At 47.7% G+C, this 17,339-nt stretch carries 12 protein-coding genes; 8 read left to right on the top strand and 4 right to left on the bottom strand.

Going from position 1 to position 17,339, the window contains the following annotated elements:
- The first annotated feature begins 39 nt into the window (after positions 1–39).
- Positions 40–3,444 (top strand): bifunctional diguanylate cyclase/phosphodiesterase, encoded by a 3,405-nt coding sequence (locus SPI9445_RS27340; RefSeq protein WP_017303674.1) that lies wholly within the window; start codon positions 40–42, stop codon positions 3,442–3,444.
- Positions 3,445–3,452: 8 nt separating this feature from the next.
- Positions 3,453–5,918: a pentapeptide repeat-containing protein gene (locus tag SPI9445_RS0105195; RefSeq protein ID WP_017303673.1), complete on the top strand. Its 2,466-nt coding sequence runs from the start codon at positions 3,453–3,455 to the stop codon at positions 5,916–5,918.
- A gap of 117 nt (positions 5,919–6,035) precedes the next feature.
- Here SPI9445_RS0105195 and SPI9445_RS0105190 read toward each other — a convergent pair whose 3' ends face one another.
- Positions 6,036–10,025: a magnesium chelatase subunit H gene (locus SPI9445_RS0105190; RefSeq protein WP_026079544.1), complete on the bottom strand. Its 3,990-nt coding sequence runs from the start codon at positions 10,023–10,025 to the stop codon at positions 6,036–6,038.
- A 494-nt stretch (positions 10,026–10,519) separates the two neighbouring features.
- Here SPI9445_RS0105190 and SPI9445_RS0105185 point away from each other — a divergent pair, with 494 nt between their 5' ends.
- From SPI9445_RS0105185 to SPI9445_RS0105175, 3 genes are all read left to right on the top strand, one after another.
- On the top strand, positions 10,520–11,017 hold the full coding sequence (locus SPI9445_RS0105185; RefSeq protein WP_017303671.1) for a hypothetical protein: 498 nt from the start codon (positions 10,520–10,522) through the stop codon (positions 11,015–11,017).
- Between the two features lie 89 nt (positions 11,018–11,106).
- Positions 11,107–11,604, top strand: a complete 498-nt coding sequence (locus tag SPI9445_RS0105180) for a hypothetical protein (RefSeq protein WP_017303670.1) — start codon at positions 11,107–11,109, stop codon at positions 11,602–11,604.
- 12 nt (positions 11,605–11,616) lie between these two features.
- On the top strand, positions 11,617–12,873 hold the full coding sequence (locus SPI9445_RS0105175; RefSeq protein ID WP_017303669.1) for a glycosyltransferase family protein: 1,257 nt from the start codon (positions 11,617–11,619) through the stop codon (positions 12,871–12,873).
- 72 nt (positions 12,874–12,945) lie between these two features.
- On the opposite strand, the gene SPI9445_RS0105170 is transcribed toward SPI9445_RS0105175, so the two are convergent.
- The 3 genes from SPI9445_RS0105170 to SPI9445_RS0105160 form a co-directional block, all read right to left on the bottom strand.
- A complete protein-coding gene (locus tag SPI9445_RS0105170; RefSeq protein WP_017303668.1) occupies positions 12,946–13,266 on the bottom strand; it encodes a fluorescence recovery protein (RFP) in 321 nt (106 codons plus the stop codon).
- A gap of 156 nt (positions 13,267–13,422) precedes the next feature.
- The gene (locus SPI9445_RS0105165; protein ID WP_017303667.1) at positions 13,423–14,382 is read right to left on the bottom strand and encodes an orange carotenoid-binding protein; all 960 of its coding nucleotides are present in this window, start codon (positions 14,380–14,382) and stop codon (positions 13,423–13,425) included.
- A gap of 199 nt (positions 14,383–14,581) precedes the next feature.
- A complete protein-coding gene (locus SPI9445_RS0105160) occupies positions 14,582–15,004 on the bottom strand; it encodes a phosphomannose isomerase type II C-terminal cupin domain (RefSeq protein WP_017303666.1) in 423 nt (140 codons plus the stop codon).
- Positions 15,005–15,107: 103 nt separating this feature from the next.
- Here SPI9445_RS0105160 and SPI9445_RS0105155 point away from each other — a divergent pair, with 103 nt between their 5' ends.
- The 3 genes from SPI9445_RS0105155 (at position 15,108) to SPI9445_RS0105145 (ending at position 17,300) form a co-directional block, all read left to right on the top strand.
- Entirely contained in the window at positions 15,108–15,497 is a 390-nt protein-coding gene (locus SPI9445_RS0105155; protein WP_017303665.1) for a C6orf136 family protein, read from the top strand.
- A gap of 53 nt (positions 15,498–15,550) precedes the next feature.
- Positions 15,551–16,726 carry a TRC40/GET3/ArsA family transport-energizing ATPase gene (locus tag SPI9445_RS0105150; protein ID WP_017303664.1) on the top strand — a complete coding sequence of 392 codons (1,176 nt, stop codon included), beginning with the start codon at positions 15,551–15,553 and terminating at the stop codon, positions 16,724–16,726.
- Positions 16,727–16,919: 193 nt separating this feature from the next.
- Positions 16,920–17,300 (top strand): response regulator, encoded by a 381-nt coding sequence (locus SPI9445_RS0105145; RefSeq protein WP_017303663.1) that lies wholly within the window; start codon positions 16,920–16,922, stop codon positions 17,298–17,300.
- Positions 17,301–17,339: the final 39 nt, after the last annotated feature.

Below are 17,339 nucleotides of genomic sequence, written 5' to 3'. Positions count from 1 at the left end.
TTTTTGTTAGAATTAACAAATTCTCGGCCAACTCAATCTATGGCTTTCTGGCAAAACCACCGACTTTCCTTTTGTTCCCATCTTTTAAACAATCTGCCGTTACGCGCTGTGCTGATTGTTCCTTTTGTGGTGCAAATTACTTTTGCTGTTGGCTTAACGGGATGGGTTTCTTGGCGGAATGGGCAACGGGCGGTCAATGATTTAGCGGCACAATTGCGCTTTGAAGTCACCTTACGCATTGAGCAAAAACTGGATACCTTTTTAGAAATTCCCCCCAAAATTAATCACCTGAATCAAGATGCTTTAAGACTAGGTTATATCTCTACGACAAACCTAGAGCAAATGTACCGTCATTTCTTTACCCAAGCTCAAGAATTTGAGCAAGCGGGGGGAATCTTTTTTGGTCGGCCGGATGGCGAATTTATTGGTAATGCTCTTTTTGATCCCGACAATCCCCATCAATTAATGGTAGCAGGGGCGGCTACGGAGGGAGCCATTCATTTTTATGATGTGGACGCAGAAGGTCGCCCCGTGCGCTTACAAAGCATAACTCCGGGTTTTGATCCCCGTCAACGTCCTTGGTATCAAGCGGCAATGGCGGAGCGTACCTCCACTTGGGGGGACATTTTCCCCTATCATGCCTATACACTGCTGGCGCTTCCCATCGCAACCCCGATCTATGACCCAGATGGCGCGCTTCTTGGGGTTTTTGGTAATAACTTTTTTTTGGATCGGGTGAGTGAGTTTTTAAGTGGTTTGAAGGTGGGTAAAACGGGACAGACTTATGTTATTGAGCGCAACGGCAACATTGTAGCGAGTTCAACGTTACCCCAACCCTTTCGGGTGGAAAATGGTATCACCCATCGGCTGAATATTCTGACTGTTGAGGATTCGTTGCTGGTTGCTTCGGCTGAATTTCTGAGCGATCGCTACCGACAATTTAGCACCATTCAAGAACCCGCCCAGCTTGAGTTTATCTATCAAAAAGAACGCTATTTTTTACAGGTTTCCCCCTTTCAGGATCAATTCGGCCTTGATTGGCTGATTGTCGTCATGATGCCAGAGTCGGATTTTATGGCACAAATTAACGCCAATACCCGCAACTCGATTCTGCTCTGTTTAGGGGCTCTCGGGGTGGCTATCGTTTCGGGTTGGTTAACCAGTCGCTGGATTATGCGCTCTGTCGGGCAACTGATGGGGGCTTCTGCGGCTATTGCTCAAGGGGAACTCTCCCAAGCGATTGAACCGGGGCGTTTACGAGAGTTGGCGATTTTGGCGGAAACCTTTAACGATATGTCCCAACGCTTACAAACTTCCTTTGCGGCACTACAAACGGCTCATAATAACCTCAAAGAAAGTGAGGGAAAATTCCGCTCCTTTGCCGAAAATAGTGATGCTGTCCTCTGGATTTTTGACCGTTTTCAGCGTCGCTTTATTTACATTAGTCCTGCCTGTGGCACGCTGTGGGGTTGTGAGGAGTCCATTTTGTTAGACCAACCGCGTCAATTACTCTATAGAATTCTCCGTAAAGACCGCCCCGCCCTATTAAAGGCACTGCGACAAGTTGACCAAACCCATACTTTTGTGATTGATTACCGCATTGTTCATCCCGACGGAACAGTGCGCTGGATTCGCGATCGCGCCTTTTTGTTAGAGAATAGTCAGGATCCATGCCCTTGGTTAGGGGGAATTGCCGAAGATATCACCGAACGCAAACATTTTGAGCAAGCCCTAACCCAAAGTGAAGCCCAATATCGCTTATTGGCGGAAAATATGAGCGATTTGGTCTGTCTCCATACCCCGAGGGGAGATTATCTCTATGTGAGTTCCTCGGTGCAGAATTTGTTAGGCTACCAACCGCCGGATCTCATGGGTCACAATCACTTTGACCTGATTCATCCCGATGATCGCGATCGCATCCATCAAGAAGCCCTACAACTCAGTGACGGCACCGCCCTACCCCTAACCTATCGTATTCGCAAACAGGCCGGAGATTATCGCTGGTTTGAAACCGTAGCCCGTGGGGTTTTTAACGGCGAGGGCGAACTATTCCAGCTACAAACAACCTCTAGAGATGTGACGGAAAAAATACGCCTACAACGGCAATTAGAATATGATGCCTTCCACGATGCTTTAACCGGATTGCCCAACCGGAATCTCTTGATGGAACGGCTCAATTTTGCCATTGAACGGATTCACCACCATGACAACTACCAGTTTGCTGTATTATTTTTAGATTTAGACCACTTCAAAGTTATTAATGACAGTTTAGGGCATTTGGCCGGGGATGAAGTCTTAATTGATGTCGCCCAAAAACTGCGGGAAATGATGCACTCTAACGATTTAGTCGCCCGTTTAGGGGGAGATGAATTTGTGATCTTGATGGAAAAAATTCATGGACTCCATGACGTGCTTGAGCTAGTTGAGCGGATTTTTGAGCGTTTTCAAGACCCGGTTGCTATTAATTATCAACAAACCTTAATTCGGGCGAGTATTGGTGTTGTCGTGGGTACAATTCGCTATCAAAAAGCCATAGATTTGATTCGCGATGCAGACACAGCTATGTATCGCGCTAAGGAAAAAGGCCGAGCCTGCTATGAGATTTTCGACCCGACGATGCACGTTCAAGCCTTAGCCCGGCTGGAGTTAGAAAGTGATTTGCGCCATGCCATTGAGCAGAACCAGCTATTTATGTGTTATCAACCGATTATTAGTTTTGAGACTCATCAGTTAAAGAGTTTTGAAGCCCTGATCCGTTGGCAACATCCCCAGCGCGGCATTATTTCCCCGGCGGAATTTATCCCGGTGGCGGAGGAAACCCAGCTAATTGTACCGATGAGTCTTTGGTTAATGAAAGACGTGGCCAGCCAAATCAAGGCATGGCAGCAAGATTCAGCTTTGCCTCGGGATCTGACAGAATCCCTGCGGGTGAGTATTAATATTTCTGTGGTGCATCTGAAACAGAAACAGTTTATGGCTCAGGTGGATCAAGTGTTGCAAGAAACCGGGGTGTCGGGAAAACATTTCATTTTTGAAATTACCGAAAGTATCCTTATCCAAGATGTGGATGATATTATCCAGATTTTTCGCGGTTTACGCGATCGCGCTATTGCCATTACTATCGATGATTTCGGTACAGGATACTCCTCCCTTAGCTACCTCTGCGATTTACCCATTACTAGCTTAAAAATCGATAAATCCTTTGTCGGGCGGATGATCCAAAGCTCCCAAAACCGTCGCGTGGTTGAAACGATTTTAAGTTTGACTCAACAGTTAGGGTTATTTGCCGTAGCCGAAGGCATTGAAACCATCGAACAGTTTAATCTATTAAAAACCCTAGGCTGCCACTATGCTCAAGGGTATCTCTTCGGCCGCCCTGTGCGATCGCCCATTGCCCGTCAATGGCTAACTCACGACTCCCTCCCCTTCATAGACTCTTTGTAACATTCTTTATGCTCGATCATGCCCTTTCCCTCCCCTCCGGCCAACAGGGTCACTTTATCACCACCGAACCTTTAGAATCGAGAGGAGAAGCTGGGGAAAAACTCGTCTGGGACTTGATTCAAACCGCTTTTCAACATCGCCCCTGTTTAGCCTATTGGCGCTATCCTATCTTTTCAGGACAGGAAAATTATCGACAAGAACCCGATATTCTCATAGTCGATTTAGAACTGGGTTTAATCGTGATTGAAGTCAAGTCAATTAACATCCAACAAATTGTTAATATTTCCGGTCATCAGTGGCACTACCAAAACTTTTATACCAACTTTGGCAACCCCTACCAACAGGCGGAATCTCATGTTTTTGCCCTGTTGAATTATTGCGATCGCGAACCCCAACTCAAACACCAGCTAACCGCCCGCGCCCTGCTCGCTCTGCCCTATATTACTCAAGGGGAGTGGGAACAGCGCGGTTTTGCTAACTTGCCCAGTTCTCCCCCCATTCTCTTCAAAAATGATCTCGTTAATGATTTAGTTGAACCCGCTTCTCTTCTCCCCAAAATTCAAGCCGTTTTACCCCTCACCCAAAACAAGAAATTAACTTATCCTAACTGGAAATTACTCCTATCTATTATAGCAGGAACACCCCTCTATTGTAAACCCATTTACCCCAATAAAAACCCCCAAATTAATCGAGGGAAAATCATTAAAACCCTGCGCCAACAAATCCATGAACTAGATTTAGAACAAGAACGAATTGCCAAACAAATTCCCCCGGGATGTCAGAGAATTAGAGGCATTGCTGGGTCAGGAAAAACCGCGATTTTGTGCCAAAAAGCCGCCCACTTTCATCTAAAATACCCACAATGGCGCATTGCTTTCGTCTTTTTTTCCCGTAGCTTATACCAACCCATCCTAAAACAAATCGACCAATGGTTACGTTATTTTAGTCAAAATCAAGTTAGTTATGACTCCCAAAATCCTAACTTACAAGTTCTACATGGTTGGGGGGCAAAAAATCAACCGGGGTTTTATCGTCTCCTTTGTCAAGCGGTAGGAATTCAGCCCTTAACCGTCAATCAAACTCAAAGTTTAAACCCCAATGAAGCCCTAGCCGAAGCTTGTTTAAAATTACTCCAACAGGCCGCCATTCCTGCCCTTTTTGATGCCATTTTAATTGACGAAGGACAGGATTTAGTCGTGGATGCCCCCAAATTTGAAGAGAAACAGCCCTTTTATTGGTTAGCGTATCAGGCATTACGTCCTGTTGACCCCACCCAACCCGAACAACGACGTTTAATTTGGGGGTATGATGAAACCCAAAGCTTAGAAAGCTTATCCTTCCCTAGTGCCAGTGAAGTATTAGGAGAACGTTTAGGACATCTGGTGACAGGGGAGTATGAAGGGGGGATAAAAAAAAGCGAAATTCTACGCAAAAGTTACCGAACTCCCCACCTCATTATAACCACAGCCCAAGCACTGGCGATGGGATTTAGGCGATCGCAAGGCCTCCTCACCGGGTCACGACACCCCGAAGAATGGCAAGCCCTAGGTTATACTATTGAAGCCTATCATCCCCCTTATCTTACCCTCCATCGTCCCCCCAGCCATTCCCCCAATCCCCTACCCCGCTTATGGCCAGACTCCTATTTAAACTTTAATACCTACCCCACTCGTCAAGAAGAACTATCCCGACTCGCCCAGCATATTTTACACAATTTACGCTACGAAGGATTGCGCCCCAGTCCTGATATTTTGGTCATTGTTTTAGGCTCTTTTTTTGAAGCCCGTCAACTGGAAAAACAAGTCGCTCAATTTTTACTCAATCAGGGCATTGATATTTATCTTCCCAGCACATCAGATTGTAACCAAATTGAAGTAAATCGGGCGACTTATCAACCGAATAAATTCTGGTGTGATGGGGCGGTTACAGTGTCCCGAATTCATCGAGCGAAAGGACACGAAGCCGAGATGGTTTATGTTGTAGGATTAGATCAAGTGGCAAAAAGAGAGAGTGAGATTAAACTAAGAAATCAATTATTAGTCGCCTTTACTCGTTCCCGCTCTTGGTTAAATATTAGTGGCATTGGGGCTTATCCGTTGTATCGGGAGTTACGGGAAATCTTAGAACAGAAAGATCGTTTTACCTTAGATATCCAACATCCTCCCCAGCGAGAAATTCATATTACTGATGTGGGAGAAATTCTACAACGTTATGCTAAAGGGGGGCGGAATTTTCGCAACGCGAACTTACCCGGTGCAGAATTGGCGGGATTGTGTTTAAAAAATGCCAATTTTATTGGGGCAAATTTACGTTATGCCAATCTACAGGGGGCTAATTTAGAGGGAGTGAAGTTCATGGCCGCTGACCTAACGGGGGCTAATTTTCAGGGGGCAAATTTGCGCAAAGCCAAGTTAATGGGAGCCCTAATAGATGGAGTTAATTTTAAAGGGGCTGATTTAAGTTTGACCCAATGACTCCTCGAACTTGTTTAACCTGATAAAGAATAGAAATATTTTTTCAGATTGAAAAAAGGAGTGCTGGTTAGACACTCCTTTCTATTCTATAAGATTCGTTAGATTACAGGTGAAACCCTACTCAACGCCTTCGATGCGGTCTTCAACCTCCTGGTATAACTCCCGGAGACGGTCTAAATTCTCCTCGGAAGTCTCCCAGTACCCCCGACCGTTGACTTCTAATAAAGTGCCGACCATCTTACGGAAAGAATTGGGGTTTAAGTTCATTAGACGTTTGCACATTTCTGGGTCTTCAATGAAGGTGGTATTCACATCTTCATAGACCCAATTATCCACCGCGTCGGCTGTGGCAGACCAGCCCATGGTGTTCACCAAACGCTTAGATAACTCGCGCACGCCTTCGTAACCGTGACTCAGCATCCCTTCGTACCATTTGGGGTTTAACATCTTGGTTCGGGCATCGAGGCGGACGGTTTCGGAGAGGGTGCGGACTTGGGCGTTGGCGGTGGTGGTGTCGGCGATGTAGGCGGCGGGTTTTTTGCCATCCTTGCGGAGATTGGCCACCACTTTGGTGGGGTCGGAGTCGAAGTAGTGGGAAACGTCGGTCAGACTGATTTCCGATGAGTCGAGGTTTTGGAATGTGACCTCGGCGGTTTTCAAGGAGGCCTCGAAAATGTCCCGGCGTTCGTCCATCACTCCGGGATTGTCGGAGTTGAAGGCGAAGGATTTCCGGTTGAGGTACATATCCTGTAACTCGGACTCTTCTTCCCAGGTGCTGTTTTCAACGGCAAGGTTGACGTTGGAGGAGTAGGAGCCGGAGGCGTTGGAGAAGATGCGGGTGGCGGCCTGACGGATGCCGATGCCCATTTCTTCGGCCTGTTCTAAGGCGTGTTTGCGGACGAAGTTCATCTCTAGGGGTTCCTCGGCTTCGGCGGCCATTTTTACGGCCTGGTCGAGGAGGTTCATCTGGTTGATGAAGAGGTCGCGGAATACGCCGGAACAGTTGACGACGACATCAATCCGAGGGCGGCCGAGTTCTTCGAGGGGGATGAGTTCGAGTTTGTTGACTCGTCCCAAGGCATCGGGGAGGGGACGGGCTCCCACCATCCAGAGGATTTGGGCGAGGGATTCGCCGTAGGTTTTGATGTTGTCGGTGCCCCAGAGGACGGTGGCGATGGTTTCGGGATAGTGGCCGCCGTTGTCGAGTCGTTGCCGTTCTAGGAGACGGTCTACGACGATTTTGGCGGATTTGACGGCGGCGAGGGTGGGGATGGATTGGGGGTCTAGGGCGTGGATGTTTTTCCCGGTGGGGAGGACAAGGGGGTTACGGATGGGGTCGCCGCCGGGGCCGGGGAGGACATACTCCCCTTCGAGGGCTTGGAGGAGGCCGCCTAGTTCTTGGTCGGCACAGACTTGTTCTAGGCAGAATTCCAGGTACTCAAAGAGGGGTTTGAGGTCGTCGGTGTTGACGTTGGGATAGCCGGAGTTTTCCAGAGATTCGACCCAGGGGGCTTTTTTGAATTTCTGGAAGAGGTTGAGGCCGGAAACTTTGGAGACGCGACCATCTGCGTCGGTTTGGGCGTGGACGAGGGCGGCGACGGCTTCGCGGGTGGCGAGGGTGATGTTTTGCAGGAGGTCTACGTCACTCAGGATTCCGCGATCGCTATTGCCGTAAATTTCCTCAATATTGCGTCCCAAACTCTCGGCAATGATGCGGGGCAGACTCTTCAGGTTGTCGTCTTCCCGGTCTAAACTGGCGATATTGACCAGAGTTGCGATCGCCTCTTCTGCTGAGGGGGGTTTCCCAATCACGTGCAAGCCACAGGGCAGTAGGCGAGACTCAATTTCCATTAACTTCCGATACACAATGCCCACAATATTATCCCGCTCTTCGGGGGTCATATCTTTAGCATCGGTTGCGGGGAGTTGAATGTCTTGGTCAAGGTTGACCATGCGACATTTATCCATGATCGTATCGACAATTTGCACCCCCCGACCGCTATCTTTCAGGGTTTGGTAGGAGCCAATTAACTCGCTGAGTTCTTGCAGGCCTTTGTATAACCCGGCATTTTCGGCGGGAGGGGTGAGGTAGCTAATGGTTTCGGCATAGCTGCGACGCTTGGCAATGGTGGCCTCGCTGGGGTTATTGGCGGCGTAGTAGTAGAGGTTGGGGGTATTGCCAATTAAGCTGTCGGGATAGCATTCCCCACTCATACCCATTTGTTTCCCGGGCATGAATTCTAGGGAACCGTGGGTGCCAAAGTGTAACACCGCGTCGGCCTGCCAGACCCGTTCTAAATAGGTGTAGTAGGCGGCGAAACCGTGATGGGGGGAGGCGGAACGGGAGAATAAGAGGCGCATGGGGTCGCCTTCATAGCCGAAGGTGGGCTGAACGCCGATGAAGAGGTTGCCGAACTGTTTCCCGTAGATCAGCAGGTTTTCCCCGTCACTGTTTAAATGTCCGGGAGGATCTCCCCAGTTCTCCTTGAGACGCTCATAATAGGGCGTGAGGCGTTCGTATTCCATCACCGACATCCGATAGGCCACATTGAGTTCAGGACTCTGATATTGGGCTTGGGCATCGTGGATGACGGCTTCCATTAGAGCTTGAGGGCTGTCGGGTAGGTCTTGGATGTCGTAGCCATTGCTTTGGAGGGCTTTCATCACTTCGTAAATGGAGCCAAAGACATCCAAATAGGCGGCGGTGCCCACATTCCCTTTGTCAGGGGGGAAACTAAAGACGGTAATGGCGACTTTTTTCTCCACTTTGGGCTTCTTGCGCAGGTTCGCCCACTTTAACGCCCGTTGCGCGATCGCCTCTATCCGGTCTTGGAGAGCAATAGCGCGCCCCGTTGCCCCATCCCGACCGGAGACGATAATCGGTTCAATCGCCCCGTCCAGTTCAGGAATCGCAATTTGTAAAGCCACTTGGATGGGGTGTAATCCTAACTCGCTGCTTTCCCATTCTTCGGTGGTTTGGAAGACCAAGGGTAAGGCCACCATATAGGGACGGTTGAGGCGTTTAAGGGAGTCAATGGCCTTGGGATGGTCTTGACGGGCCGGCCCCCCAACCAGGGCAAACCCGGTCAGGGACACCACTACATCCACAAAGGGAGTCGGTTCAACCCCTCTCACCCGTTTATCCCAGAAATACTCATCCACAGGTTTGGAGAAGTCTAACCCCCCAGAGAAGACGGCCACCACCCGGGCGCCCATTGCCTCCAATTCCTGCACCATCGCCACATAATGGGCATCATCCCCGGTGACCAAGTGGGTTCGTTGCAGGACTAACCCCACACAGGGGGCGAGGGGGTCCCGTAAGTCTTCGGAAATATCATCCCGTTGGTTGAACCAGTCCCAATATTCGTTCACATCCTCAAACATTTTGGGGGCGAGGGGATGCCATACCCCCATATCGGGATATACCACGGGTTCGGAATAGATGACCCCTTGTTTTTGTTGGTCTTTGAAAACGTATTTATCGGCCAACATCAGCAGGAAGTTCTCTAAATTATCAGCAGAACCCCCCAGCCAATACTGGAAACTGAGCATAAAATGACGGGCATCCTGAGCGCGATCCATGGGCAGGTATTTCAACACCTTGGGCAGGGTGCGCAGGAGCTTTAACATACTATCTTGGAAGGAAGAGCCGGAGTTCTTTTTCCGACTCTTCATAAATTGGGCGATCGCACTTTTACTTTGCCCTAAATTCTCCATGGAGAAACTGCCCATCTTATTCAAGCGCATGACTTGGGGCATAGAGGGGAACACCACGGACACATCAAGGCGATCGCGGTGGGGAGCCACAGCCGCCACCACCTTCTCGGCCAACTCTTCAATAAAAATCAACGAGGCAATAAATATATTCGCCTGGGCGACATCCTGCTTAAAGTCTTCATAATTCCCAGCGTCCCGCAGTTCTTCAATTAAATAGCCACTGAGGTCAATGGCTACATGGGGATTATTCTTATTAATCGACTGTACCGCCGCCGATAGCGTGCTTTGGTACTGAGGCTCTAACACGACATAGACCACCTTCATAACGGACCGACCGTTGAGGTTTTCTGGTGTGATGCGTCGAGTGGTGGACTTGACGTGAGTGAACATAAATGTGTGTCTCCTTTAATTAAAATGCGATAACTAAAATCAGGTGTCTGGTTTCAGGTGGGAGGGGGGACTAAAAACCCTCTGCAAGCCTTGAACTGTGAAAAAGCATCAGTTTCAAATTATCGCGCTTTGTTAAGAAACATGGCAATGGTAACTGATGAATGGCAACCCAAACCCACTGGGGGGTGTAAACTCCCCTCAACCCTAGTAATACCTTTCTGTGGTTTTACCAGAAAACGCTTATGGAATGTGGGTTCTCGCCCCTATTCGATACAATTCGATAAAAAAAATAAAATATTTTTTTACAAAACTTGACAAATTTGATGAGTGTTTACTCAAAATATTCTAAATAAAAATTTACAAAAAAATATTGACAAAAAAAAGACAATTAGCAGTGTTGCAAAATTTTTCAATTTATAGTATAGGAAGCTAGTCTTGACAGGCCATCCTACCCATCACTTAAAATATTGATCAGAAAATCAATATCTGTGCTGATGTCCTCCTCTGCTAAAGTCCCCCAATATGTTCAAGACCTAATCGACTTTTACTCCCCCCCGTCAGAGGGGGCTGGAGTCGCCATTTTCTATGAAGTGACTTCCCCCGGAGTCGATTTAGAACCAGTGGCCTTACGGCACTATCAAAATTTTCTCGGCCAGAAGTGGGAGCAACGACTTGAATCATGGATGCGCTCTTGGAAACGAGTGTATAAGCCCACCCGAGATGTCAAACCGGATTTTGTCGCGCACATGACAGTTTCAGCTATGCTCATTGGGAATGATTCTCTGAAGTGGAGACAAAAGTTTCTGAAAATTAACTATGAAAACTATGTGCAAGCCTACGACGTCCTCAATGCAGGTTTTGACAGTCCCGAGGTGGAAGACGTGCGAGTGTATACCATTGGCGAAGATGAAAAGATTAAAGGACTGTTAGGGATTAGTCGCCGCAGTAGCGGTGAGATACTCACTCTAGCGTTTTGGGAGGAGCAAGGCTGACCAGTTAAACCGTTTGTCCTATCGTCAAAGCAAGAGGCAATCTCGACAAGTTAAGATTGCCTATTCCCTACTCCCTACTCCTAATTCCCATGTCTTTATCACCGAAAATTCCCCCCTATGCCCAAGACCTGATGAACTTTTACAGTCCACCCAATCAAGATGGTTGGGGAGTGGTGGTTTTTTATGAACAGACTCCGCCGGATGGGGATTTGGAAGCTTTGGCCTTAGCTCAGTATCAGTATTTTGTGGGGGGTAGTCACCTAGAATTCATGAGGTGGAAGCCCCAATGGAAACTGATTTATGAACGCACCCCCGACTGTGAGCCGAATATTCGCCAAGAGCTAAACGCGGCGACCTGGGTTGCAGGTCTGGACTATGAGGATCGGATAGCCAATCAGCTGAACTACGACTATGATTCAGAGGAGAATGTTTATGCACCCAAGGTTCTGGCAGTGGGTTTTAATAGTCCCCAAGCCCAAGATTTCCGAGTTTATACCCTTGGGGATGGTGAAGTGATGGAAGGTTTATTAGCCATTAGTCGTCGCCGCAATGGGGAGACACTCACCCTCGCCTTTTTAAAGGATTGAAGAGAATACTACATGAATCAGCCTATAGACCTCCTGATTTTATCCAACGGCCCCGGCGAAGTGACAACTTGGGTTCGTCCGGTGGTGGAATGTTTGGCGCAACAACTGGGGGAGGAGCGCTCCCAAGTGCGGATTTCTCTGGTTCTCTCCCCTTGTACCCATGCCACGGGAAAAGAAGGTGCGATCGCCCGTTCCTACCCCCAAATTGACCGCGTACAAGATGCGCCCCACTTTTGGAACTTTCTCCTCTGGGGCAAAACCGCCGAAAACTGGGACTGGCATCAACGAGGTCTAGTCTTATTTTTGGGCGGAGATCAGGCCTTTGCCGTGTTATTGGGCAAACGCCTAGGCTATAGGATTATTACCTATGTAGAGTGGGAGCCCCGTTGGTTGCAATATGTGCAGCGTGTGGGTGTGATGAATGAAAATGCGATCGCCCAAGCCCCCCCCAAATATCGCCCGAAACTCACCATCGTCGGCGACCTCATGGCCGATGTCGGCAACCTTACCCCCCCCCAAAACCCCGAGGAAGAATGGATTGGACTCCTACCCGGTTCCAAAGCCATGAAACTCACCCAAGGGGTACCCTTTAGCTGTGCCTTAGCCGAATTTATCCACCACAAGCGCCCCCAAACCCGTTTCGTCATCCCCGTTGCCCCCACCTTAGACATTGACACCCTCGCTCAATTTGCCAACCCCGACTATAACCCCATCCTCTCCCGCATGGGCAATGTGGGAGCAACCCTCATCCGTCCAGACCATGGAGAGCGCCCCTATCTCCTCACCCCCAAAGGCGTGAAAATCATCCTGTGGCAGGACTTCCCCGCTTACGACATCCTCACCCAATGCCGGATTTGTCTCACCACCGTTGGAGCCAACACCGCCCAACTGGGAGCCCTAGGAGTTCCCATGATTGTGGGGATGTTCACCCAACAACTGGACGCGATGCGCGCTTGGGATGGTTTACCCGGTTTACTGGCTAACTTACCCCTCCTCGGCAAAGGATTCGCCCTGCTGATTAACTGGGTGATGATGCAATATACCCTGAAAACCAAACGTCTTTATGCTTGGCCCAATCTCTGGGCCAAACGGGAAATCGTGCCGGAATTAGTCGGAGCCCTCACCCCGGAACAAATTGGGGAACTGATGTTGGACTATTTAGACCATCCTGAACGTTTAGAGGCGATGAAGAGAGAGTTAGCCCAAGTGCGAGGCCAGGGGGGGGCAGCCCAACAGTTGAGTCAGTTGGTGATCTCGGAATTGTACTAGCCTCAAGGTTCAGGAGTGAGGGCTGGTGGTCCGAGAACGACCCAACCCGCCCTTCTTCAAGAGGTGCGACAATTAGATCCTAGTCAGAGCCGAGATTTTCGCTAATTTATCTCGACCCAAAACCTGTAATTCTTCCAGACTTAACCATCCCTGTTTAACTAATGTGGCCAACACAAACACACTGGCAGCATCTCGATAGTCATACTTCCCATCAATATCATGTCTTCTCGAACTTAAAAAGTCGTGTAATTGCCACACTTCGTCAACTTCCGTGAGATTAAACACTTTTTGTTTAACCTCATCAATCAGAATCTTAACCTCCCGTTCATAAGCCTTCTGTAAGGCATCTATAGCCGCATTTTTATCCTGTTCAGACCAATCAATTTCACTCACTTTTCATTACCCAATTGAGCCTTACCAAAGCGGATATTTGCTCGATATTATTTAAGAATTATTTAAGCCCTAGTATACGATCAAAAATCCCACCAAAAAGGGGAGCGCTTTTATTCATTAAACGCTCACCTATGTAATTTTTAGGTGAACTCTATTCTAGCGCACCAAGTTCAACAACTCTTTAGGAGAGGCTAACAAATCAATCGCCACAAAGAAAACCTTGTTTTCTGGGTTCAGCAAGAAACGCCAAGCAATGTTCATCCCCACATTCCCCCCAAACCAAGGAGTTTGCACTTTACCAGTAACCTTAATTTGAGTATAGCCATCTTCCGCCGGTTCAGAAATCCCTCGTTCTGGCATTAACTTCAGGTTCTGGCATTCTTCCCGGAAGAACCGCAGCACATTATCTTTACCAACAATGGGTTTTTGGAAAGGAGGTTGTAAAGCTCCATCTTCTGTAAACAGACTAATTAAGTTGTCAAAATCGTTAGCATTCAAGTTATCCATGTATTCCAAGACTGTGGAATTAGTTACACCTTCGATTTGAACTTTAGTCCGTTGGGACATCTCTTTAGGAGGCACAACAGGTTCTGCCACCCGTTGAGAGCTATCTAATTTACTAATATCGAACCCCATATCAACAACACAATTACGCAGAACCGTGATTTGTTGACCGGGATCAAGACCTTGAATAGTCGCTAGGATGGCATTGGCGTTCGCTGAGAGTTTGTAGCCTTCGGGAATAGGCGCAACAATTCCTTGTTCCATAAACTGTCCCAGTTCATACCAGAAACCCAGCTTGATATTAGCAGACCAACTGGCATAGGTGCGACACATAGGAGTATCTGTCCGGTTCGCCAAGTCGCACATCGCTTGGGTTTGCTGTAGAGGAGTCATCTGCCGAATTTCATCCAGAGTCCTTTGAGCAAACTGCATATTTGCAGCCCCAGGAGCAGCAATGGTGATGGTTTTACCCATTGCCAGATAAGCAAACCAAATGAGAGCCAGTTGATCTTCCGCACTAAGCTGCTTGAACCGAGCAATGGTGGCCGGAACTACGTCAGCCGCTAGGGTTTCAGGAAAAATGCTACGAGCCGAGTCAATGGTGAATGGCATTATGTGTACCTTTACTTCAAGTCATGTTCAATTAAGCTTAACACACTTAACAAAAGTTAACAAAATTAGGTATCCAATAATGCAGAATTTTTTTGAGCACTGCTTCCATTTGGTCTAGAGTGCTAAATGTGGGGTGGGCTTCTGGGTAAAACTCCATCAGGTCAATGTCCCTGTCGGGGCGGAAGTCGCACCACTGCTTTCACTTATTCTCTAATTCCGAAAAGCGAATAATATCCTCATCCCCCAAAAACTCCCCATTTTGAATTTCAATCATCACCAAGGGAATCACCCCCGGATTTTCTACCCGGTGTTTCGTATTCATCGGCACATAGGTAGATTGTTTCTGCATTAACAGCGTCTCCTGACCATCACAAATCACCTTCGCTGTCCCAGCCACCACTACCCAGTGTTCACTGCGATGATAGTGCATCTGGGTACTAATATGACTGCCCGGTTTCACCTCAATGCGATTGATGCGATACCGTTCCCCCTGTTCCAAAATCGTCACCGTTCCCCAAGGACGTTCTTCAACAATTGCACCTTCAGGAATATCAGCCCCTCTCCCATCCGAAGGACTCTCTGTTACTGTTGGGGTAGAAGCATTGGTTTGTTCTTCGCTCATGGTGTCTTACTCCGCAATACTGGGTAATAAGGTTTTCAGACTCCCGATAGATCAGGATAATGGTTTAGATTGTGGTCTATTTCTATTGTACCGAGCAAATCCAATGGATATTCTTGAGATTCTTAAAGCCGATTATCAACGCTTCCCCCAAGACCAAACCTATGAAATTTATCACCCCCAGGTCTATTTCAAAGACCCCCTAACAGAATTTCGCGGTCTGGCACGATACCAACAAATGATCCAGTTTTTCCAGACTTGGTTTAAAGCCGTTCAGTTAGACCTCCACGCCATCGAACAGCAACCCGAACAAATCCTCACCCGGTGGACGCTCCACTGGACTACTCCCCTCCCTTGGCGACCTCGCATTGCCATTCCCGGTCAAAGTGTCTTAATCCTCAATGACCAAAATCAGATTATCTCCCATGTGGATACTTGGGAGATTTCCCCCTGGGATGTGGTGCGTCAACATTTTTTTTCAGGCAAAACCCGTTAAAGTGAATATATGTAAATACTTCTCAGAATTCTTCAGTGGGAGTTAGGTGACTCATGCGCTTAATTTTAATGACGGGTAAAGGTGGGGTAGGTAAAACCTCAGTGGCAGCTGCTACAGGTTTACGTTGTGCAGAATTGGGCTATAAAACCCTAGTGCTGAGTACAGACCCAGCCCACTCGTTAGCGGATAGTTTTGATCAGGAAATGGGGCATGATGCCCGTCCTGTGGTTGAGAATCTCTGGGGGGCGGAATTGGATGCCCTGATGGAGTTGGAGGGCAATTGGGGGGCTGTGAAACGCTACATTACCCAAGTATTGCAAGCCCGAGGATTAGATGGGGTACAAGCGGAGGAGTTGGCCGTTTTGCCGGGGATGGATGAGATTTTTGGCTTGGTGCGGATGAAGCGCCATTACGATGAGGGGGATTATGATGTTCTGATTATAGACTCTGCACCTACAGGAACCGCCTTACGGTTGTTAAGTATCCCGGAGGTGGGGGGATGGTATATGAGAAGATTTTACAAACCTTTACAAGGGATGTCGGTGGCGTTAAGGCCTCTTTTTGAACCGATTTTTAAACCAATTACGGGCTTTTCCTTGCCGGATAAGGAGGTGATGGACGCACCTTATGAGTTTTATGAGCAGATTGAGGCGTTGGAAAAGGTGTTAACGGATAATGCTCAAACCTCGGTGCGTTTGGTGACGAATCCAGAGAAAATGGTGATTAAAGAATCTCTACGCGCTCATGCTTATTTAAGTTTATACAATGTGGCGACGGATTTGGTGATTGCCAATCGGATTATTCCCGATGAAGTGAGTGATCCATTTTTCCAACGTTGGAAGGAAAGTCAGAAGCAATATAAGGCAGAAATTCATGAGAATTTTCATCCTTTACCGGTGAAAGAAATTCCACTTTTTTCTGAGGAAATGTGTGGGATGGACGCGTTACAAAAGCTGAAAGAATTGCTTTATCCGAATGAAGATCCGACCCAAGTTTATCATCAAGAAAATACGGTACGGGTGGTTCAAGGTGGGGATCATTACAGTCTGGAGTTGTATTTACCGGGTATGACGAAGGATAAGATTCAGTTGAATAAATCAGGGGATGAGTTAAATATTCGCATTGGCAATCATCGCCGTAATTTGGTGTTACCTCAATCCTTAGCCTCTTTACAACCCAAGGGGGCAAAGATGGAGGAGGATTATTTAAAGATTCGTTTTCAACCGTAATGGATTCACCATAACTCTCTTCTGTCAGATCAGGTTCAAATCCTGATTCTCTCGTGGGCTGTGATGGCGAAGATTCGTTAAAGTCTTCCAGAGTGACAGAGGAGAGATATGATGGCGTGAAAGTGCTAAACTTAAATAGTAAAGCCGTCCTTCGCTATCGCTAAAGGACGGGGTTTCAGACTCATTTTTTTCGATGAAACGGATTTTGGTGATTGATGATGAGGATGATATTAGGGAGGTTGTCCAACTCAGTTTAGAAGTGAGTGGCGGATGGGAAGTATTTACGGCGGCTTCGGGAAAGGAAGGGATCAAAATTGCAAAGCAACAACGCCCGGATGTGATTCTTTTGGATGTGATGATGCCTGATTTGGATGGAATGGAAACCCTTCACCGTTTGCGAGGTCAACCAGAAACGGAGAAAATTCCGGTTATCTTACTCACGGCTAAGGTGGCAAGTTATATCCAAAATGATCCCAATTACTACCAGTTGGGAGTCTGGGCGATTTTACCTAAATTATTTGATCCTTTAACGTTTGGGGCGAAGATTTTGGAAATCTTAAATCAATCACAATGACATGACTCGCAACTCCTGACTATTGCCTTTTGCCTTGAC

This window comes from Spirulina subsalsa PCC 9445, assembly GCF_000314005.1.
GTDB classification, from domain to species: domain Bacteria; phylum Cyanobacteriota; class Cyanobacteriia; order Cyanobacteriales; family Spirulinaceae; genus Spirulina_A; species Spirulina_A subsalsa.
The sequence above is the reverse complement of the archived record's forward strand: the minus strand, read 5'-3'. Positions and strand labels throughout refer to the sequence as shown.